The 19,401-nt window shown below is 60.9% G+C and carries 18 protein-coding genes and 2 pseudogenes; 13 read left to right on the forward strand and 7 right to left on the reverse strand.

Annotation, left to right across the window (positions count from 1 at the left end):
- The first annotated feature begins 132 nt into the window (after nt 1-132).
- The 4 genes and pseudogenes from ACZ1HA_RS16075 to holA all read left to right on the forward strand — a co-directional run bounded on the left by ACZ1HA_RS16075 (nt 133) and on the right by holA (nt 4,723).
- The gene (locus tag ACZ1HA_RS16075) at nt 133-627 is read left to right on the forward strand and encodes a DUF3576 domain-containing protein (protein WP_472714596.1); all 495 of its coding nucleotides are present in this window, start codon (nt 133-135) and stop codon (nt 625-627) included.
- A gap of 95 nt (nt 628-722) precedes the next feature.
- Nucleotides 723-3,259: pseudogene (gene leuS, locus ACZ1HA_RS16080) on the forward strand (leucine--tRNA ligase).
- Nucleotides 3,246-3,725, forward strand: a complete 480-nt coding sequence (lptE, locus tag ACZ1HA_RS16085; protein WP_375229635.1) for an LPS assembly lipoprotein LptE — start codon at nt 3,246-3,248, stop codon at nt 3,723-3,725. Before leuS ends, lptE begins: the two are co-directional and overlap by 14 nt.
- The gene (gene holA / locus ACZ1HA_RS16090) at nt 3,722-4,723 is read left to right on the forward strand and encodes a DNA polymerase III subunit delta (RefSeq protein ID WP_472714597.1); all 1,002 of its coding nucleotides are present in this window, start codon (nt 3,722-3,724) and stop codon (nt 4,721-4,723) included. The genes lptE and holA overlap by 4 nt, the downstream gene beginning before the upstream one ends.
- Here holA and ACZ1HA_RS16095 read toward each other — a convergent pair.
- Nucleotides 4,720-5,151 carry a GFA family protein gene (locus ACZ1HA_RS16095; protein WP_472714598.1) on the reverse strand — a complete coding sequence of 144 codons (432 nt, stop codon included), beginning with the start codon at nt 5,149-5,151 and terminating at the stop codon, nt 4,720-4,722. The genes holA and ACZ1HA_RS16095 overlap by 4 nt on opposite strands.
- A gap of 126 nt (nt 5,152-5,277) precedes the next feature.
- Between ACZ1HA_RS16095 and ACZ1HA_RS16100 the strand changes: the two genes are divergently transcribed.
- The gene (locus ACZ1HA_RS16100; RefSeq protein WP_472714599.1) at nt 5,278-5,862 is read left to right on the forward strand and encodes a glutathione S-transferase family protein; all 585 of its coding nucleotides are present in this window, start codon (nt 5,278-5,280) and stop codon (nt 5,860-5,862) included.
- On the opposite strand, the gene ACZ1HA_RS16105 is transcribed toward ACZ1HA_RS16100, so the two are convergent.
- Nucleotides 5,841-7,025, reverse strand: coding sequence for a TIGR03862 family flavoprotein (locus ACZ1HA_RS16105; RefSeq protein ID WP_472714600.1), 1,185 nt, complete (start codon nt 7,023-7,025; stop codon nt 5,841-5,843). The genes ACZ1HA_RS16100 and ACZ1HA_RS16105 overlap by 22 nt on opposite strands.
- Nucleotides 7,022-8,389: a mechanosensitive ion channel family protein gene (locus ACZ1HA_RS16110; RefSeq protein ID WP_375229631.1), complete on the reverse strand. Its 1,368-nt coding sequence runs from the start codon at nt 8,387-8,389 to the stop codon at nt 7,022-7,024. Before ACZ1HA_RS16110 ends, ACZ1HA_RS16105 begins: the two co-directional genes overlap by 4 nt.
- A 39-nt stretch (nt 8,390-8,428) precedes the next feature.
- Between ACZ1HA_RS16110 and ACZ1HA_RS16115 the strand changes: the two genes are divergently transcribed.
- Nucleotides 8,429-8,722, forward strand: a complete 294-nt coding sequence (locus ACZ1HA_RS16115; protein WP_472714601.1) for an HNH endonuclease family protein — start codon at nt 8,429-8,431, stop codon at nt 8,720-8,722.
- Nucleotides 8,723-8,728: 6 nt separating this feature from the next.
- Here the strand turns inward: ACZ1HA_RS16115 and ACZ1HA_RS16120 are convergent, their stop codons facing one another.
- On the reverse strand, nt 8,729-9,478 hold the full coding sequence (locus ACZ1HA_RS16120; RefSeq protein WP_472714602.1) for an SDR family oxidoreductase: 750 nt from the start codon (nt 9,476-9,478) through the stop codon (nt 8,729-8,731).
- Nucleotides 9,479-9,611: 133 nt separating this feature from the next.
- Here ACZ1HA_RS16120 and ACZ1HA_RS16125 point away from each other — a divergent pair, with 133 nt between their 5' ends.
- The 6 genes and pseudogenes from ACZ1HA_RS16125 (at nt 9,612) to lpxK (ending at nt 15,909) form a co-directional block, all read left to right on the forward strand.
- Nucleotides 9,612-11,114: a DUF2125 domain-containing protein gene (locus tag ACZ1HA_RS16125; RefSeq protein ID WP_472714603.1), complete on the forward strand. Its 1,503-nt coding sequence runs from the start codon at nt 9,612-9,614 to the stop codon at nt 11,112-11,114.
- A 120-nt stretch (nt 11,115-11,234) separates the two neighbouring features.
- Nucleotides 11,235-12,581, forward strand: coding sequence for a TldD/PmbA family protein (locus ACZ1HA_RS16130; RefSeq protein WP_472714604.1), 1,347 nt, complete (start codon nt 11,235-11,237; stop codon nt 12,579-12,581).
- Nucleotides 12,568-13,344, forward strand: coding sequence for an inositol monophosphatase family protein (locus ACZ1HA_RS16135; RefSeq protein WP_472714605.1), 777 nt, complete (start codon nt 12,568-12,570; stop codon nt 13,342-13,344). The genes ACZ1HA_RS16130 and ACZ1HA_RS16135 overlap by 14 nt, the downstream gene beginning before the upstream one ends.
- A gap of 81 nt (nt 13,345-13,425) precedes the next feature.
- Complete coding sequence (locus ACZ1HA_RS16140; protein ID WP_375229626.1) at nt 13,426-13,668, forward strand: DUF4170 domain-containing protein; 243 nt, start codon at nt 13,426-13,428, stop codon at nt 13,666-13,668.
- 6 nt (nt 13,669-13,674) lie between these two features.
- Nucleotides 13,675-14,922, forward strand: a complete 1,248-nt coding sequence (locus ACZ1HA_RS16145) for a 3-deoxy-D-manno-octulosonic acid transferase (protein WP_472714606.1) — start codon at nt 13,675-13,677, stop codon at nt 14,920-14,922.
- A pseudogene (gene lpxK / locus ACZ1HA_RS16150) lies at nt 14,909-15,909 on the forward strand (tetraacyldisaccharide 4'-kinase). Before ACZ1HA_RS16145 ends, lpxK begins: the two are co-directional and overlap by 14 nt.
- Before the next feature lie 5 nt (nt 15,910-15,914).
- Here the strand turns inward: lpxK and ACZ1HA_RS16155 are convergent.
- Genes ACZ1HA_RS16155 through ACZ1HA_RS16165 form a run of 3 tightly spaced genes read right to left on the reverse strand, consistent with a single transcriptional unit; the run spans nt 15,915 to nt 18,232 of the window.
- Nucleotides 15,915-17,033 carry a CaiB/BaiF CoA transferase family protein gene (locus ACZ1HA_RS16155; protein WP_472714607.1) on the reverse strand — a complete coding sequence of 373 codons (1,119 nt, stop codon included), beginning with the start codon at nt 17,031-17,033 and terminating at the stop codon, nt 15,915-15,917.
- Nucleotides 17,034-17,711 (reverse strand): DsbA family protein, encoded by a 678-nt coding sequence (locus ACZ1HA_RS16160; protein WP_375229622.1) that lies wholly within the window; start codon nt 17,709-17,711, stop codon nt 17,034-17,036.
- 11 nt (nt 17,712-17,722) lie between these two features.
- Nucleotides 17,723-18,232, reverse strand: a complete 510-nt coding sequence (locus tag ACZ1HA_RS16165; protein WP_375229621.1) for a DUF721 domain-containing protein — start codon at nt 18,230-18,232, stop codon at nt 17,723-17,725.
- 162 nt (nt 18,233-18,394) lie between these two features.
- Between ACZ1HA_RS16165 and ACZ1HA_RS16170 the strand changes: the two genes are divergently transcribed.
- Nucleotides 18,395-19,396, forward strand: a complete 1,002-nt coding sequence (locus tag ACZ1HA_RS16170; RefSeq protein WP_472715341.1) for an A/G-specific adenine glycosylase — start codon at nt 18,395-18,397, stop codon at nt 19,394-19,396.
- Nucleotides 19,397-19,401 lie beyond the last annotated feature (5 nt).

Genomic DNA, 19,401 nt, shown 5'->3' on the forward strand with positions numbered 1-19,401 from the left:
TTCCCGGAATATGGTGCTTTGATGCCACACCCGCCTCAATGCAGTCACATTCGCGGGAAACCGGCATGCGGCTTGCGGTGCAACGGCTCCTGAAGTAAACGGTTCAGAAGCAAAGTTTGGGCGGGTTTTTTGATGAAAAAGAGCACTTCGGCGCGTTGGATCGGAACAGCACTCTGTTGTGGGTTGCTTGCTGCCTGCGGCGGGAGTTCAACAACGGAACTGGACACGGGCCCGCGCGATTTCCGCGAAGAATCAAGCCAGCGTGACAGGAATCAGCAAAGCGGCACCACAATCTGGGAAGCATTCCGCAATGCCGGCGCGGTCGAGACACGTACAAGCGTGAACAAGTATCTCTGGGCCGCATCCCTGGAAGTACTGGAGTTTCTGCCCGTCGAACAGGTTGATCCGTTTACCGGCGTCATTGTCACCGGGTTCGGGACACCGCCGGGCAGCGGTCGGGCATACCGCGCGACAGTGCTGATTGACGACCCCGCGCTGGAGGCCCGGTCACTGAATGTATCGCTTCAGACGCGCAACGGCCCGGCGAGTGCGGCAACAATCCGCGCTGTAGAGGATGCGATTCTGACCCGTGCGCGACAGATCAGAAACCGTGATGGAGCGCTCTGACGCGGACCACGTTACCGACACTGAATAAATCTTCCCGCGCCGGGCACCCACAACAGACCGGGTCCCGGCGCTGATACGTTAAAAAGGACGCAAAAATGGCGCGTTACACCCCGGCAGAGATCGAAAGCCGCTGGCAGGAAGTCTGGAACCGCGACGAAGTTTTCCGGGCCGTAAGGTCCGCAGACAAGCCAAAATACTACGTGCTCGAGATGTTCCCGTATCCTTCGGGACGTATCCATATGGGCCATGTCCGCAACTACACGATGGGTGACGTCATCGCGCGGTACAAACTGGCCACCGGGCACAATGTGCTGCACCCGATGGGCTGGGACGCCTTCGGGATGCCCGCGGAAAACGCAGCGATGGCCATCGGTGGGCATCCCAAAGACTGGACCTACCGCAATATCGCCGACATGCGCGACCAGATGAAACCGTTGGGCCTGTCGATCGACTGGTCCCGGGAATTCGCGACCTGTGACCCGGAATACTACGGTCAGCAACAGGCGCTTTTCCTCGACTTCCTGGAAGCGGGCCTCGTGTACCGCAAAAATGCGCAGGTGAACTGGGACCCTGTCGATATGACCGTTCTGGCCAATGAACAGGTAATCGACGGCAAAGGCTGGCGTTCGGGCGCCGATGTCGAGCGGCGCGAGCTGACGCAATGGTTCTTTAAAATTTCTGACATGGCGGGCGAGCTGAAAGATGCCCTCGCAGGCCTTGAAAACTGGCCCGCAAAAGTGCGTCTGATGCAGGAGAACTGGATCGGCGAAAGCAGAGGGATCGAAATCCCCTTCCACCGAACGGACGGCCAGGGTGACATCCTGTGTTATTCCACGCGGCCGGATACGATGCGCGGCGCCTCGTTCATTGCCATTTCACCGGATCACCCGGTGTCAAAGGCGCTGGAAAGCGAAAACCCGCAGCTGGCAAGCTTCATCGACGAGTGCCGCAAGATGGATACGACCGAAGCGGCTATGGAAAAGGCCGAGAAGAAAGGTATCGACACCGGATTGCGCGTGGCGCACCCGGTGGACAGCGACATCGAGCTGCCTGTCTGGATCGGGAACTTCGTGTTGATGGATTACGGCACCGGCGCTGTCTTTGGCTGTCCGGCGCACGACCAGCGCGATCTGGATTTTGCGCGGAAATATGACCTGCCCGTACAGAACGCGTTCTATATGCCGGGACATGAGACCGAGGTCGAAAACGAAGCACTTGTTCCGGCCAAGACTGAAAAAGTTGTCTATATTGAGCACTTTGCCGGCGTGGGAGAGGTGACAAGCCAGCAGGGCATTGATGCGACCATTGATTGGTTCGAGGCCAACAACCTTGGCACAGGCCAGACAAAATACCGCCTGCGCGACTGGGGTCTTTCGCGCCAGCGGTACTGGGGCTGCCCGATTCCGGTTGTGCACTGCGATGCCTGCGGTGTCGTGCCCGAAAAGAAAGAAAACCTGCCGATCGAACTGCCCTATGATGTCAGTTTCGACACGCCGGGCAATCCGCTTGACCGCCATCCGACATGGCGCAAATGCGCCTGCCCCGCATGTGGCAGCGACGCCCTGCGCGAGACGGATACAATGGACACATTCGTCGACAGCTCCTGGTATTTCGCCCGGTTCACGGCCCCCGTGCTCACACACCCACTGTTGCGGACGATGCCGGCTACTGGATGAATGTTGACCAGTACATCGGCGGGATCGAACATGCGATTCTGCACCTGCTTTACTCCCGGTTCTTTGCCCGCGCGATGCAGATCACAGGCCATTTGCCCGAATCCGCCGTCGAACCTTTCGACGCGCTTTTCACTCAGGGCATGGTTACGCATGAAATCTATCAGACACGCGATGACAAAGGCCGCCCCGTGTATCACCTGCCCGAGGATGTGACAGACGGCAGACTTGCTGACGGAACTGACGTGGAAATCATCCCGTCTGCCAAAATGTCCAAGTCCAAGAAAAACGTGGTCGACCCGGTCAATATCATTTCCGCCTATGGCGCAGACACAGCGCGCTGGTTCGTTCTAAGCGACAGCCCGCCGGAGCGGGACGTGGAGTGGACGGCATCGGGTGCGGAAGCCGCCTATAAACACCTTTCCCGCGTCTGGAACATTTCAGACCGCATTGCTCAGATGGACAAAGAGGCATCGGGCAGCGGGGACGACGAACTGCTCCGCGCGATGCACAGCTGCATCCACGATGTCACGATGGGCATCGAAAGCTTCGGGTTTAACGCGGCCATTGCGAAACTCTATGCATTTACAGCAGCTTTGCAGAAGTCCAATGCGGGATATGGCGCGCAGCGCCAGGCCGTTATGACCCTGGCCCAGCTTATGTCGCCAATGACGCCGCATCTTTCCGAAGACATCTGGGCCCATCAGGGCGGCGAAGGCCTGATCACCACCGCACCCTGGCCGGTTGCGGATGACGCGATGCTGGTCTCAGACACCGTTACGCTGCCCATTCAGGTCAACGGCAAACGCCGCGCCGAGATCACTGTACCCGCGGATATGAGCAAGGAAGAGGTTGAAAAAGTCGCCCTCGCCGACCAGGCTGTCATCCGGACCCTTGATGGCGCAACGCCAAAGAAGGTTATCGTAGTTCCGGGACGTATTGTGAATGTCGTTGTATAGCCGCCGTGCTCTGATCTGCCTGCCGCTCGCACTTGCAGCCTGCGGTTTCACGCCCGTCTATGGCACGGGTGGCAACGGGACGCGCCTGCAGAACAACATCCTGATCGACGAACCACAGACGGAAAACGGCTACCTCATCACGCGGCGTATCGAAGAACGGCTGGGCCGATCTGTAAACGCGGGATACCGGCTTTCTCTGAATGTCAGGACAGCGCAGGAGAATCTGGCGATCGATAGCGAAGGCGACATTACCCGCCTGAATCTGCTCGGCAGTGCGGATTATACGCTGATAGACAACGAAACCGGCCGGATCGTGCTGTCCGGACTTGTCGACAACTTCACCGGATATTCTGCGGCGGACACAACAGTTGCAACGCTCGCAGCCGAGCAGGATGCACAGCAGCGTCTTATGGTGCTGCTGGGTGATCAGATCATCGTCAGGCTGCTTAGCGCCGATCTGACATGAAGCTCTCGACGCGTGATGCAACGGGGTATTTCGCAAAACCGGACCCGCGCAGGACCGGCATTCTGATTTTTGGCCGGGACGGCATGCGTGTGGCGCTGAAGCGCCAGCAGATGCTGGCCGCACTGCTGGGGCCCACCGCCGAAGAAGAAATGCGTCTGACCCGGATGAACGGGAACGAACTGCGCAAAGACCCCGCAATGCTGGTCGACGCCATCAAGGCGGTCGGGTTTTTCCCCGGACAGCGTGCGGTGTTTGTTGAGGACGCCAACGAAAACACCGGCCCCGCTATTCTCGCGGCCCTCGACGCCTGGCAGGACGGTGATGCGCAGATTGTCGTCACCGCAGGGGATCTGAAACCGACGTCAAAACTGCGCAAGGCGTTTGAAGCACATCCCAATGCCTATGCGACAGGCATCTATGACAACCCGCCCACGCGCGCCGAGATTGAACAGTCCCTCAGGGAGTCCGGGCTGGACCTGCCGTCCGGTGATGTCATGGCAGCCCTTGGGGATCTTGCCCAGGCGCTGGACCCGGGTGATTTCCGCCAGACGGTCGAAAAACTGGCGCTCTACAAGCTGGGCGATCAGGACCCGGTGTCCGAAGCTGATGTGGCGGCCTGTGCACCCACATCCACAGAGGCCGCAATCGATGACATCCTGATGGTCGTGGCCGAGGCCCGCGCACAGGAAATCGGTCCGGTCATGCAGAAGCTGACCGCTCAGGGGGCAACACCTGTGGGGCTGTGCATCGGGGCGATGCGCCATTTCCGGGCGCTGCACCGCGCAGCGAGTGATACATCAGGGCGCCCCACCATTTTCGGCCCGCACCGAGACCGGATGCTGGCACAGTCGCGTCGGTGGGGTGCTGCGCGTCTGGAAACGGCCCTGACCGTTCTGACAGATACGGATCTGCAGCTGCGCTCCGCCGGGCAACATGCGCCTGGTATGGCGCTGGTCGAGCGCGCCTTTATCCGGCTCGCAATGCTCGGCGCGCGCTAGCCTTCAGCACCACCAAACATGGCCATAACCTCCGCTTCGGTCATTTTATGCGTTTCCTCTGCGAAGCTGTAACCATCCGGCTTTTTGTCGATGAAGATTTCACCGGTCAGCGCGATACCGTCCTCCATATCAAAGGTACCAAAACCGATGTGATACGCGTTCTCATGCGGTCCGGATGCCGTGACGCGGTACCACAGACTGCTGCCACAGGTTTTGCAGAAAACTCTTTCCGCCCAGGGGGATGATGCATAGGTGGCCAGATTTTCGCGGCCGTCGATCTCGATCTGATCGCCGGGAACCTCAACGCCCAGAAAGACACCGCCGCTCCATTTCCGGCACATCCCGCAATGGCAGGCACCGGTTTCGGTGATGTCTTTATTGATCTTGAAATTTACAGCGCCGCAGAGGCAGCTTCCGGTCCGGGACATGACACTCTCCTGTTGGTTTTCCCTGTCGGGGATACACCGGACCACTGCCGTTTTCTGTCAGCAGTTGTCAGCCCGCCGGCACCATGACAGGGTCTGCAAAACCATCCTGAACCGGAATCAAAGATCATGTACACAGTTATCGGTCCGCAAAAGTCCCGCGCCATGCGCGTTCTCTGGATGCTCGAAGAACTTGGCGAGCCATACGAGCATATTCCGGCCCCGCCCCGTTCCGAAGAAGCCGTCAGGTACAATCCTTCGGGCAAGGTCCCGGCGCTTCTGGATGGCGACGCCGTGCTCACCGATTCGATGGCAATTGTGACGTATCTGGCTGACAAACATGGTCGTCTGACAGCGCCCGCGGGCACCGTCGCGCGCGCGCGGCAGGATGCACTAACTTTCTGGCTGATCGACGAAATGGACGCGGTTCTCTGGGCAGCGGCCAAACACAGTTTTGTCCTGCCCGAAGATCTGCGGATGCCCGCCATAAAGGAATCACTGAAGGCAGAATTCAGTGCCTCCGCGGAAAAACTGTCCACCATGCTGGACGGCCCGTTTCTGATGGGGGACAGCCTATCGATACCTGACATTCTGGCATGTCACTGCATCAACTGGTCGGTCGGCGCCAAGTTCCCGCGGGTGGACGACAGGTTGTTTGCCTATGCGAAAAACCTGCGCGAAAGACCGGCGTATCAGGCAGCCGCCTCAAGATAACGCAACGCACCGAGACCTGCGTGTCGTCCTGTCGCGAGGCAGGCAGTAATCAGATAACCACCTGTCGGCGCATCCCAGTCCAGCATTTCACCCGCACAGAAGACGCCAGGGACTGCACGCAGCATCAGTTCGTCATTGACCCCCGCCATGGGAACGCCACCAACTGTCGAAATGGCTTCGTCCATCGGCAGAAAACCGTCGTGCCGCACGGGCAGATTTCTGACCAGCCGCGGCCAGTCATCCCGATTGCCGCGCTTATCACCTGCCATCTCAAAAACCAGCGCGGATTTTACCGGTGGCAGTCGCAGTGTGCTTTTGAGCCAGTGTGCCAGCGTCCGCCCTTTGGCCGGTGCTTTTGATCCGGTCAGTTGCTCTTTCGTAAGATCAGGAACCAGATCAACACTCAATGCGGCACCCTCCCTGAGGGCAGGTGAAAGCGCATAAATCCCGCCCCCTTCGAGCCCGCGCGCCGACAAAACAGCTTCGCCGCGCGACTGCGGTGGTCCCGCCTGCCATCTCACGGCCTTGAGCGCCGATCCGAAATGCCTGTTCATATGCCCGGTCCATTGCACCGAAAGGCCGGCATTTGACGACGCAAATGGCGAAACAGGCGCGCCTGCAGTTTCCAGTACAGGTGCCCAGGCCCCGTCAGCACCAAGCTTGGACCAGCTCTTACCGCCCAGCGCCAGCACGGTCACATCAGATGGGATGTGTTCTGTGCCGTCCGGGCCGTTGAAAACGGCATCGCCTGCGGCATCCCATCCCTGCCAGCGCATCCGTGGCCGCAGGGTAACGCCCTGCTCTGCCAGGCGCGCAAGCCAGGCCCGCAGGAGCGGCGACGCCTTCATCGCGCGCGGGAACACACGCCTGGTTGATCCCGTGAATATGTCCTGCCCCAGACCCCGTGCCCACGCCTGCACTGCGCCGGCCTCAAAGTCCCGGAGAATCGGCCGCAACCACTCCGCGCTGTCACCATAGTTGGGCAGCAATGCGTCAAACGGCTCGTCCATTGTCAGGTTCAGCCCGGATTTTCCCGCCATCAGGAATTTCCGCCCTACCGAAGGCATCGCATCGCAGACCGTCACCCGAACACCTGCCGCCGACAGTGTATCGGCAGCCATCAGACCTGCGGGTCCCGCGCCGACGATCAGCGCATGTTTCACGCCCCGGCCTGCGGCAGCCCGCCTTTGAGCTCCACCACGCGCTGTGGGTACGGGATTTCGATGTCGTGTTCTTTCAGCGCGTTCCAGATCAGGAAGAGCACATCGGACGTGTATTTGTTGGGCCCGTCGTCCAAACCATTGACCCAGAATTCGACAGCGAAGTCGATCCCGCTGTCACCAAACCCACGCAGCTCGCAATCGGGCGGATACGGCGCATCGAGCACATCCGGATGCGTGGCAACAGCGGCCTCAATAATGCCCGGAACGAGATTGATATCCGTGTCATAGCTGACCGAAAAAGGTGCCTCATAACGGTTCGCGGACCCGCTGTCGGAATAATTGACGACACGCGTCGTGATGAAATCTTCGTTCGGGACCACGATCCAGCGACCATCAAAGGTTTCAAGAATAGCGGCGCGGGCCGTCATCCGCACAATCTGACCGGATTCGCCACCATCAAGCTCCACGTAGTCGCCGACGGTGGCCTGCCCTTCGATCAGCAGGATGACACCGGAGATGAAGTTGGACGCGATTTTCTGCAGGCCAAAGCCAAGGCCAACGCCGATCGCACCGCCGATCACCGCCAACGCCGACAGGTTGATCCCCATAATGTTCAGAAGCAGCAGAAACGCGATGCCAAAGATGCTGAACTCCACGACCTTCGCCAGAAGCTGGCGCAATGACGGCCGCATTTCTTCCTGCTTTTCAATGAACTGAGAGGTCTGGCGGTTGGACCATCCCCCCAGCCAGAAGAGGATACCGCCGGCGATAATGCCGCGCACCAGCGACATCGCCGAAAAGGAGATATTCCCCAGATTGACCGTCATTTCGTTGAGCCGTTCGACAAGCAGGTCGAGTAGCCCCAGTGCGTAGAGCGCTGCAACCGGGATCAGCACGTAGCGGCCAAGCAGCTTGAGCAACGGATCGTTCAGGATTTCCCGGGCCAGTGTCCGGGCCGCCACAAACATGAAAACGCGTTTGCCAAAAGCGATGACAGCACCGCTGTCAAAGAGAGAGCGGACAACACTTTCGCCGATTGCTGTAAAGACATACGCCAGCAGGGGCAGCAGCAGAGGCAGCAGGGTCAGTGCAAACCGCCGGGCCTGTGCCAGAGAGCCTTCGGCCTTTTCATCCGGGGTCAGAAGACGGGTCAGCCCACCACGCAGGCGCCGCGCCGTGAAAACGGCAAGCAGCCAGGCAACAATGAGCAGCCCGAACTGTGACCATGCCGCCGGGCTGAGAACCCAGGACATCGCCAGCTCCCACACCTGCAGGGCATATCCGGCAGCCTGCTGTACAATCTCCGGCTGGGTGGAAAGATCAAATTCCACGGCCACCCCCTCTTTTTCTGTGCGCGTCTGCATCTAGGTTCATGCCTGTGCCCGCAAGTCAGAGCAAGTCCTATGTCAGATCCTGTGTGCCCCCTCTGCCACAGACCCATCCCTCCCGATGTCAGCCAGAGCCTGCATCATCTGATCCCCAAGCTGAAAGGTGGCAAGGGCGGTCCGGTGATCCTGATGCATCACATCTGTCACCGGGAAATCCACGCCACGCTCACGGAGGCTGAGCTGGCGCGCGATTATGACACTCCAGAAAAACTGCGGGCGCATCCGCGGCTTGCAAAATTCATAGCCTGGGTCAGCAAGCGGCCGCCCGGGTTTCAGTCAAAAGTCCCGGGCCGGCGGCGCAAAAGGTGACCCGCTTCAGACCAGCCCGACCGCTTTGCGTATATCCGGATCCCGCAGCGAAATCTCGTCGCCTTTCCATACGTCGGCTTCCGGGCCGCACATCCACAGCAGCGTGCGCGCAGGCCAGTCCGCCGGAATGTGGTCCTCCCATGCGAGCTGGCTGACCCGGTTGATTCCGGACGCTTTGATCTCGCGCTGCATCTGGGTGGCAACCGTCCCGGGCGACAGCCCGATCGCGCGGATACCATGACCGCTTTCTTCAAGATGCAGGCAGCGGTTCAGCATATTCACCGCAGCTTTGGACGAACAGTAGTGGCTCCAGCCCTCGATGGCATTATGCGCGGCACCGGAACTGATGGTCAGAACGGAGCCCCCGCCGCCGGCTTTCATCGCCGGCAGCGCCGCGTGGATACAATGAAAGACACCCTTGAGATTGATATCAATAACATCGGACCAACCTTCCGGGTCCACTTCCCCAAGGTGCGAAATCGGCTCAATGGCCCCGGCGTTGTTGATGAGCACATCAATACCGCCAAACTGCTCCGCAGCCGTCGCCATCGCGGACGCAACCTCGCCATACCGGGCTACGTTGCAGGGCACCGCAATGGCCCGTTCACCGATTTCCCCGGCCAGATCTGCAATAGCACCCTGACTGCGGGCCAGCAGCACGACATTCGCACCGGCTCCGGCGAAAACCCGCGCAGCCTCTGCGCCGATACCGCGGCTTGCACCGGTGATCACGACTGTTTTCCGGCTCATATCCATTGCTGGGTCCTCCGCTGAATTCTCTGAAACAGGTGTTAGTGCCGCCACAGGACATCGTCCAGCCCCGCCGCCTCTTGACCATCATACGACCATAACAGACGATGCGCGCAAACGTTTCCCAAAGGATCGCAGAATGTTTCATTTAAAGAATGCCACCGTTCCCGTTGCAGCAGTTCTCTGCTTTGCCGGCCCTCTTTCCGCGGATGTCACAGCCGATGACGTCTGGAATGATATCAGCGCCTATATGGCTGGTATCGGGTACCGGATTGACGGTCAGGAAACGCGCAGCGGTAACACGCTGAGCATCAGTGACATCCGGATCACCGGATCTCTGGGACCCGACACCGGATCAATGGTCATCCAGCTCGACAGCATCGACCTGGCCGAGACCGGCGGTGGGGCTGTCGACATCATCCTGCCGCCTGTCGTTCCGGTAGTTTCGGAATTCTCCGGCCCCGATGGCGAAACCTTCACGAGCACGGTCGAATACAGGCATTCCGGTCTGGTGGCCAGTGCCAGCGGAACACCGGCTGAGATGCTGTATACCTACACAGCAGACACGATTTCTGTCCTGTCAAACGGCCCGGAAATCGACGGAACCACCTTTTTTACGGCCGAGGGCGATCTGACCGGCATTTCCGGGACCACAACCATGACCCTGGGGGGCACCCGGGTCTATGACCAGCAGATAGCAGCTGCGGGCGCAACGTATCACATCAGTTTCGCGGATCCGGAGGGTGACGGCGAAGGGCGCATCACCGGTGAAATCAGCGACCTTACTTTTGAGGGTACGTCAGACCTGCCCGCGCTGGTCACCGAGCAGCTGAACATGAGCGAAATGCTGGCTGCCGGGTTTTCCGCCGGCGGAAATTTCCGGACCGGTCCCGCGACGCATCAGGTTACCTCGAACGGCGCCGAGGCCGATTTCAACATGAACCTTGCGACCGGGGAAACTGTTCTTGATGTGAAGATGAGCGGTGACGGTCTGAGCTACGGCGGTACGCAGAGCGATCTGCTCGCCAGCTATGAAACAAGTGCGCTGCCGTTCCCGATTGCTTTTGCCGCAGAAGACTCAGGGTTTGAGCTTGGAATGCCGCTGCGCCAGAGCGAGGAGCCCGCTGACTTTGCGCTGCTCCTGTCCCTTGAGAAATTCACGATGGACGACTTTCTGTGGAACATGTTCGACAGCGCCAGCCGCCTGCCCCGCGACCCTGCCACACTGGTGGTTGATCTGGCCGGCAAGGCCACGGTTCTGTTTGACTTCCTTGACCCTGCCTCAATAGCTGCGGCGGGCGAGGCCGACGATGCACCAGCAGATATCGACAGCCTGGATGTACGCGAACTGCGCCTGGAGATCGCCGGAGCTTCGCTGCAGGGCGAAGGCAGCTTTGAATTTCCGGAGACTGACATGCCGTTTCCGCGCCCTGTCGGTGGGGTTGATCTGGACCTTGTTGGGGGCAATGGCCTGATCGACAATCTGGTTGCCATCGGTCTATTGCCCGAAGAACAGGCGATGGCGGCTCGCATGATGATGGGTCTGCTGGCCGTCCCGGGTGATGCTCCGGACACGCTCACGTCGCGGATTGAGATGAACGAACAGGGCCACATCATCGCCAACGGCCAGCGTATTCAGTAAAGCCAGGCGCGCGCACCTGCGCGCGTTTTTGGCGGTGCCCCTTGCAGGAGGGGCACTGCACGGCTACGTCGTGGCCCAATACAGCAGACACCGCGCGACGCGCAGGACCCGAGGTATCCCATGACGCAGCCCATTGCAGATCTTTCTGAAAAACTCCTGGATGCGGCGCGCCAGGCGGGTGCGGGCGCCGCAGACGCCATGGTGATCCGCGGCACCTCGGTCAATATCGACGTGCGCAACGGCACGCTGGAACAGGCCGAACGCTCAGAAGGCACTGATCTGGGTCTGCGGGTTTTTCTGGGTCAGCGCAGCGCAACTGTGTCGGCCTCTGACACGAGCGACCGTACCATCACCGAGATGGCTGAACGCGCCGTCGCGATGGCCGCCGAAGCGCCTGAGGATCCGCATTCCGGCCTCGCGGACACCGCACAGCTGGCAACAGACCGGGATGCGTCGGCGCTGGAACTCTCCGATCCGACGGCGGAGCCATCTCCCGAAGAACTACAGCGCGATGCCCTTGAGGCGGAGAGCGCCGCACTGGCTGTTCAGGGCGTTTCGCAGGTCCAATCGGCCTCGGCAGGCTATTCAGCGCGCGAAATACATCTGGCGGCCTCCAACGGATTTTCGGGCGGCTACGACAGAACCGACCGTGGCCTGTCCTGCGTGGCCATTGCGGGAACCGGCACAGGCATGGAACGCGACTATGACGCTGACAGCCGGATTTTTCAGAACGATCTGCGCAGCGCCGCTGAAATCGGACAGCGTGCCGCTGAACGCGCACTTGCGAGGCTCGATGCACGCAAACCGCCCACCGGGACCTATCCGGTCCTTTTCGACGAACGGATTTCATCTTCGCTGATCGGCCATCTTCTGGCGGCTGTTAACGGAACGTCGGTTGCACGCGGTGCGTCGTGGCTGCGCGACGCGATGGGTCAGCAGGTTCTGCCCGATACCCTCAGCCTTCTGGAAGAGCCGCACCGGCCACGGGCCGCAGGCTCCCGGCCCTTTGATGCCGAAGGCCTGCCGACACGGGCGCGCAGCATTGTTGAAAACGGCATCCTCACCGGTTGGACACTGGATCTGGCCACGGGGCGCAAACTGGGCATGCCATCCACCGGGAACGCCACGCGCGGGACGTCTTCAGCGCCATCGCCTGGCACGTGGAACGTGACGCTGACACCGGGCACCGTCAGCCGTGACGATCTGATCCGGGACATGGGTAACGGTCTGCTGGTCACCTCCATGATCGGGTCGACGATCAACCCCAACACCGGTGATTATTCACGTGGTGCTGCGGGGCTGTGGATCGAGAACGGCGAGATCACCGGCGCTGTGAACGAATGCACGATTGCGGGTAACCTGCGCGACATGCTGACATCTGTTGTGCCCGCCAATGATGCGCGCCGGCATCTGAGCAGACGCGTGCCGTCGCTGCTGGTGCCGGGGATGACCCTTGCAGGAAACTGATCTCGCGCTCATCACGGATGCCGTCCGGATCGCAGGCCGGATTGCATCAAGCTATGCCGGGGACCGGGCAGAAAGATGGGACAAGCCCGGCGGCGCCGGACCGGTGACTGAAGCTGATCTGGCGGTAAATGCATATCTTGAAACCGTCCTGCGCACTGCACGGCCCGACTATGGCTGGCTGTCAGAAGAAACCGAGGACAGCGACGCGCGGCTTAACCATGACACGCTGTTTGTCGTCGATCCGATCGATGGTACGCGCAGTTTCGTTGAGGGGTCGCGGACCTGGGCACATTCGGTCGCAATCGTGCATCAGGGTCAGGTCACGGCAGGTGCCGTTTTCATGCCCCTGCGGGACAGGCTCTATACCGCGGCGAAAACGCGGGGTGCTTTTCTGAACGGGCAGCCCATCGCTGCATCAACGCGCGAGGAGCCCCGTGACGCCGACATTCTGGCCACCAAACCGGCGGTTGATCCGGATCACTGGCGCAATGGGGTGCCTGCCTTCCGGCGCGCGCACCGGCCATCCCTGGCGTATCGGCTGAGCCTCGTGGGAGAAGGCCGTTTCGATGCAATGCTGACGTTCCGGCCGGCCTGGGAATGGGACATCGCTGCAGGCGCGCTGATCGTAACTGAGGCCGGAGGCACCTGCACGGACCGCGCCGGAAACGCATTGCGGTTCAACAACCCCGACCCCCGTCTGAACGGCGTCGTCGCCGCAGGGCCGGCAATGCACGCGGGTCTTATGAATGCGCTGCAGCACTGACTGACAGCGCCGGCGTGGCTTGACCCCGGCGGGCATATACGCAACCTAAGGCACAACCACCCCGGACAAAGGACACCTCTCATGACACAGCGGCTTCATCTCGTCTTTGGCGGAGAGCTGACCGACCCGACCCGCAACATCTTCAAGAACGTCGATGATATTCATGTCGTGGGCATCTTTCCGAACTATGAGGAAGCCTTCAACGCCTGGAAATCAGAGGCGCAGCGGACAGTCGACAACGCGCACATGCGATATTTCATCGCCCACCTGCACCGGCTGCGCGACGAGGAAGCTGCTGCCTCTTCGACAGAAGAGCTGGGGTAACAGGTCATGGGCCGCTCTCTCGGGCTGGCGGCCTGGCGTGCGCTGTCACGTCACACAGCCGAGCGCACCTACGTCCCCGAAGCCAGCAGGTCCGGCGACGAGCTGGTCTGGATACATGCCGCCGAGCCCGGAAATTTCCTTGCGGTCCAGGATCTGGCTGTCCGGATCACCAGTGCGCGCCACGGACTGCAGGTTCTGGTCACGCTTCCGGACAACGAAGCTGCACGCGATGTCCGAACGAGGTGGACTCCGCCCGAGGGAGTTGCGCTGGACCGCATCCCGTCCGAACACCCCGAGGCGATCAACACGTTTCTGAAAACGTATAACCCGGATTTCGGCATCTGGGTCTGGGGTAAACTGCGGCCATCGCTGATAGACAGAACGCTGCAAACCGGGTGCGGGATGATCCTGATTGATGCGGGGAGCGACGGTTTTGACAGTCGTCATGACCGTTGGCTGCCCGATGTGACGCGCAGCATCCTGAACGGGTTCGACGCCATTCTTGTGCGGTCGGCCGGTGCTGCGGAGAGGATCGAAGCCCTGGGTGTCGACAGCCACCTGGTGCAGCGGGCACCGCCACTGCAGGCGGGTGGCCAGGCCCTGCCCTGCGATGATGGGGACATCTCTGATCTGTCTGCGATGATGGGGGGCCGTCCGGTCTGGCTGGCAGCGTGTCTGCAGCCCGAAGAGGCGGGCCCCGTTCTCGCAGCCCACCGCGCTGCATCGCGCATGTCCCACCGGCTTCTTCTGATCATGAATCCGCGACAGGCGTCCGACGCACCAGATTTTGCGGACAAAGTGCGCGCCGAAGGCATGCGGCTGTGTGACTGGTCCGCTGGCGAGGAGCCGGATGACAACACCCAGGTGATGATTGCTGACGACCCCCGGGACCTCGGCCTGTTCTACCGGGTCGCACCGGTATCGTTTCTGGGCAGCTCACTTATGTCCGGCGCAGGCGGATGCAATCCTTTTGAGGCAGCAGCGCTCGGTTCTGCTGTGCTCTATGGTCCGAACGTCCGGCGGTATCTTCCCTTTTACACGCGGCTGGCAAACGCCGGTGCGGCACGCATCGTGAACGATGCCGACAGCCTCAGCGCCGCCGTGCAACAGCTGATCTCGCCGGATCAGGCGGCCGCGATGGCCCACGCAGGATGGGATGTGATCAGCAAGGGAGCCGCTCTGACCGACCGGGTGATCGGGCTGGTGGAAAGCGCACTGGATGCGCGGGAGGGCCAGCCACATGCAGGCGCCTGACTTCTGGTACAGACCGGCAGCAGCTCCGGGCGTTCGGGCGCGGCTGCTGTCCCCCTTGGATGGCTGTACGCGCGCGCCACGGCGCGACGGCTGGCCGGCTCAGAGCCGGAGCGCCTTGGGATACCGGTGATCTGTGTCGGAAACCTCAATGCCGGTGGGACGGGCAAAACACCAACCGTCATCGCTGTGCTGAGTGCGCTGACAGATGCCTTTCACTCGCCCCATGTCATCACGCGCGGGTATGGTGGCAGGCTTAAAGGGCCGGTGCGTGTGGATCCGGCCCGTCACAGCGCAGAAGACGTCGGAGACGAACCTCTGCTGCTGGCGGCCTTCGCCGAAGTCTGGGTCGCCGAAGACCGCGCCGCCGGTGGCAAAGCCGCCGAAGAGGCCGGGGCGACTGTTGTGGTTCTGGACGACGGATTTCAGAACCCGTCGCTGCACAAGGATGTTTCAGTTATTGTTGTCGATGCAGCAAAGGGATTTGGCAACGGACGCTGCCTGCCGGCAGGTCCGCTGCGCGAACCTGTTGCAACAGGTCTCGCCCGCGCCGAAGTTCTGCTGTCGATCGGCGACGCCGCGGCACAACAGGCGTTTGATGCGACCCGCCCACCCCTTCCGGCCAGCCTGCCGCACGTCCGGGCAGAACTCAGCCCGCTTCAGACCGGTATGGACTGGTCCGACATGCGTGCCGTGGCCTTTGCAGGCATCGGACATCCCGAGAAGTTCTTTGCCACGCTCCGCCAGCTTGGCGCTGATCTCGTCCACGCCGAGCCGCTGGACGATCATCAGCCCCTCACAACCGCACTGATGAACCGACTGGAAGCAGATGCAAAAACACGTGGCGCACAGCTCGTGACAACCGAAAAAGACGCGGTACGGCTGCCAGCGGCTTTCCGGATGAAAGTCATCACGCTGCCGGTGCGCCTGCAGTTTCAGGAAACGCCGAACCCGCTCTTGGAAAAGCTGGCGGCCCTCAAAGCGCCCTGAACGGCTCAGCCTTCGTTGTTTTCGCCCAGCCGTGGAGCCGGCCTGTGCAGGGCCAGTTCTGCATCCGAAAATGTAAACGGCGCACGTACACCGGGCACACCATCCAGTGACAGCTCCATGCCGCGTGCGATGACCTGCGGGTCCGCCATAACATCTGCCATGTCGTTGATCGGGCCGGCCGGAACACCCTCGGCTTCGCAGGCTGCCAGAAGGTCTGCGCGCGTGCGCTGGCGCGTGGCATCCGTGAGCCGCCGGATCATCTCATCCCGGTTCGCCAGACGGTTTTCGTTTTTGAGAAATTCAGGCGCTGTGGCCATGTCATCAAGACCCAGTAGCCTGCACAGGCGCTGGTACTGGCCATCGTTTCCTGTGGCGATGATGATATGTCCATCGGCACAGTCGAACACCTGGTAAGGTGCCAGGTTCACATGGGCATTGCCCATACGGCGCGGCGGTTCGCCCGTGGTCAGGTAGTTCAGCGCCTGATTTGACGTGACTGCCACGGCTACATCCATCAGGGACATGTCAATGTGCTGTCCGCGTCCGGTATGTGTGCGCTGGTGGACGGCCGCGAGGATCCCGGTGGTGGCGTAAATGCCGGTCAGGATATCGGTGATGGCCACGCCGTATTTCTGGGGCTGGCCCTCGGGCTCACCCGTCAGAGACATCAGCCCGGACATGCCCTGAATGATGAAGTCGTACCCAGCCCGCGACGCATAGGGGCCCGTATGACCGAAACCGGTTATCGAGCAATAGATCAGACACGGGAAATCCCGTGACAGGGTTTCAAAGTCGAGCCCGTATTTTGCGAGTCCACCGGTCTTGAAATTCTCGATCAGGATGTCTGCATCCGCCAGAAGTTCCCGGACCGTTGCCTGACCTTCAGGTGTCCTGAAATCGGCCGTTACCGACTTTTTGCCCCGGTTTGTCGAGTGGAAATAGGCCGCCGAAACATCATCGCCCCGCGTGACAAATGGCGGCCCCCACTGACGCGTGTCATCGCCAGCAGGGCTTTCCACCTTGATCACATCACATCCAAGATCAGAAAGCGTCTGGCCTGCCCAGGGTCCCGCAAGAACCCGGGCAAGTTCGACAACCTTCAGCCCCTGAAGAGGCGCAGACATTTACTCTGCAGCAGCGTCGATGATCGCCGCCATGTCGGAATACGCCATGTTGGAGTATTTCTGGCCGTTGATCACAAAGCTGGGTGTGCTGTTGATGTCATCTGCCTGAGCGTTTTCCTGGTACCATGCAACAAGCGTACGGGCGTTGTCCGCATCCTGCAGACAGGCTTCCATTGCATCGCCGTCGAGGCCCGCAAGGCGTCCGATACGGCGCAGTTCGTCAACAATGGACACCATGTCTCCCGCGCGCGCCCATGTGGACTGACCTTCATAAATCAGATCGGCCATTCCAAAGAATGCAGTTGGTGTGCCCGCGCAGCGCGCGATCATCGACGCCCAGAGGCCAGGCCGGTCAAAGTAGACCTCACGGTAGACAAAATTGATCTTGCCGGTGTCGATGTAATCCGCCTTGAGCTGTTTGTAGGCTCCGGCGTGGAAACTGGCGCAATGCGGGCAGGTAAAGCTTGCGTATTCGATCACGGTCACCGGCGCGTCCGGATTGCCGAGGGTCATTTCCTGAATGCCCGACGTGTCAATGTCGCTTTCCTGCGCGTTGGCTGCCCCGATGGGGTCGACCTGCGAAACCTGGGTGGACTGGCTGCCCGACGGGCTGGTGACAAACCATGCTCCAAGGCCAATGACTGCTACCGCAGCCGAGATAATCATCATACGCGACATGGGTTTTCCTTTTACCGGTTTGATCTGGTCAGAATGTTCTCGCCAAGGCGGGTCAACGCCGCTCTGAGCCGGTCGTCCCCGACCGGTCTGGCTGTTTCGATGGCGGCTTCCCGAACGGCAGGGTCAACAGCTCCCGGGGCTGCTTCCTGCTTTTTGTGGGTGAAATCAACCTGTCCTTCGGCGAAACCGGATGCTGCTGTCTGGGTCACCCGGATCCGGGCAATAGCGTTATAGCCATAGACCGCATTCACACGGGCACGCAGCTGATCTTTCTGCATCTCCAGCATCGGTGCATTGGCGCCGGTGGTCAGCAGGGTCAGCGTCGCCCCCATGCCGCCACGGCCATAGCTTACCTCAACCGGACGGGACACAGCGGCCGTGTCAGCACCGGCAATCTCTTCCCAATGCGTCAGCAACCGGCTCTGCGCAAATCCGCGGCTCTCGCTGGCCGTACGGATACGGCCCTGCAACAGGCTGGACGTCTGCCGGAATCCTTTTGTACTGGCGCGGCGCGGCGGCATCGCTATCTTCCCTCAGAAACCTGTGAGGTAACATAGCCATTGCAGGGTGAGGTAACCAGCCCGTGACCGGCCGGAGGATGATAAATATTGCGTTATGACACGACCACCGGCACCGGGCTGAGCGACGCGCTGCTGGACTGGTACGACCGCCACGCGCGCGTCATGCCCTGGCGGATTGCCCCTTCTGAACGCAAAGCGGGGGTTCTGCCGGACCCGTACCGCGTCTGGCTGTCCGAGGTTATGCTGCAGCAGACCACAGTCGCCACCGTCAAAGAGTATTTCCTGCGCTTTACCGCGCGATGGCCCACCGTTGCCGATCTGGCGGCGGCAGAAGACGCTGATGTCATGGGGGAATGGGCAGGCCTTGGTTATTATGCCCGTGCGCGGAACCTGCTGAAATGCGCGCGTGCTGTTGTCAGCGATCGTGGCGGACAGTTTCCGGCAGACTACGATGCATTGCTGAAACTGCCGGGGATCGGACCTTACACGGCGGCGGCGGTGTCTTCCATCGCGTTTGACCTGCCGCACACCGTTCTGGACGGCAATGTCGAACGCGTCATGGCCCGGCTTCACAACATTCACACGCCCCTGCCCGATGCCAAACCAGAACTGATGCAGGAGGCGGAAGCGCTGACCCCGGAGGTCCGCCCCGGGGACTATGCCCAGGCGGTCATGGACCTTGGTGCCACGATCTGCACGCCAAGATCACCGGCCTGTGGCATCTGCCCCTGGCGCGATCCCTGCGTTTCGAGGCAACAGGGCACCGCGTCCGATCTGCCGCGGAAGCTGCCCAAAAAAGCCAAGCCGGTGCGCCACGGGGTTGTGTTTCTGGGCCAGCGCGAGGATGGGGCGTGGTTGCTTGAAACGCGTCCGGAAAAAGGACTGCTTGGCGGCATGCTGGGATGGCCCGGTTCTGAGTGGCGCGACATTTCTGACCCGCTGCAGGACACCGCACCACCCTGTGAAGCCGAATGGCGCATGCTTGATGCTCAGGTCCGCCACACCTTTACGCATTTTCACCTGGTGCTGCAGGTCAGGACGGCATGGCTGCCGGCAGATGCGACGCCTGATCGCGGCTCTTTTCGTGAACCGGAGACCTTCCGGCCCTCTGATCTGCCCACGGTGATGCGCAAAGCATTCGACCTGACCCGCCAGACGCCGTAGCGTCA

The sequence above is a fragment of the Roseobacter sp. S87 genome, from assembly GCF_055693285.1.

Coding starts and splice junctions, on each gene's coding strand:
- ACZ1HA_RS16170 (WP_472715341.1), top strand. CDS start 18,395: ATGCCCTGGCGGATTGCCCCTTCTGAACGCAAAGCGGGGGTTCTGCCG.
- ACZ1HA_RS16160 (WP_375229622.1), bottom strand. CDS start 17,711: ATGTCGCGTATGATGATTATCTCGGCTGCGGTAGCAGTCATTGGCCTT.
- ACZ1HA_RS16110 (WP_375229631.1), bottom strand. CDS start 8,389: ATGCAGACGCGCACAGAAAAAGAGGGGGTGGCCGTGGAATTTGATCTT.
- ACZ1HA_RS16145 (WP_472714606.1), top strand. CDS start 13,675: ATGGGCCGCTCTCTCGGGCTGGCGGCCTGGCGTGCGCTGTCACGTCAC.
- ACZ1HA_RS16100 (WP_472714599.1), top strand. CDS start 5,278: ATGTACACAGTTATCGGTCCGCAAAAGTCCCGCGCCATGCGCGTTCTC.
- ACZ1HA_RS16130 (WP_472714604.1), top strand. CDS start 11,235: ATGACGCAGCCCATTGCAGATCTTTCTGAAAAACTCCTGGATGCGGCG.
- ACZ1HA_RS16165 (WP_375229621.1), bottom strand. CDS start 18,232: ATGCCGCCGCGCCGCGCCAGTACAAAAGGATTCCGGCAGACGTCCAGC.
- ACZ1HA_RS16140 (WP_375229626.1), top strand. CDS start 13,426: ATGACACAGCGGCTTCATCTCGTCTTTGGCGGAGAGCTGACCGACCCG.
- ACZ1HA_RS16075 (WP_472714596.1), top strand. CDS start 133: ATGAAAAAGAGCACTTCGGCGCGTTGGATCGGAACAGCACTCTGTTGT.
- ACZ1HA_RS16115 (WP_472714601.1), top strand. CDS start 8,429: ATGTCAGATCCTGTGTGCCCCCTCTGCCACAGACCCATCCCTCCCGAT.
- ACZ1HA_RS16125 (WP_472714603.1), top strand. CDS start 9,612: ATGTTTCATTTAAAGAATGCCACCGTTCCCGTTGCAGCAGTTCTCTGC.
- ACZ1HA_RS16095 (WP_472714598.1), bottom strand. CDS start 5,151: ATGTCCCGGACCGGAAGCTGCCTCTGCGGCGCTGTAAATTTCAAGATC.
- ACZ1HA_RS16155 (WP_472714607.1), bottom strand. CDS start 17,033: ATGTCTGCGCCTCTTCAGGGGCTGAAGGTTGTCGAACTTGCCCGGGTT.
- lptE (WP_375229635.1), top strand. CDS start 3,246: ATGTCGTTGTATAGCCGCCGTGCTCTGATCTGCCTGCCGCTCGCACTT.
- ACZ1HA_RS16120 (WP_472714602.1), bottom strand. CDS start 9,478: ATGGATATGAGCCGGAAAACAGTCGTGATCACCGGTGCAAGCCGCGGT.
- holA (WP_472714597.1), top strand. CDS start 3,722: ATGAAGCTCTCGACGCGTGATGCAACGGGGTATTTCGCAAAACCGGAC.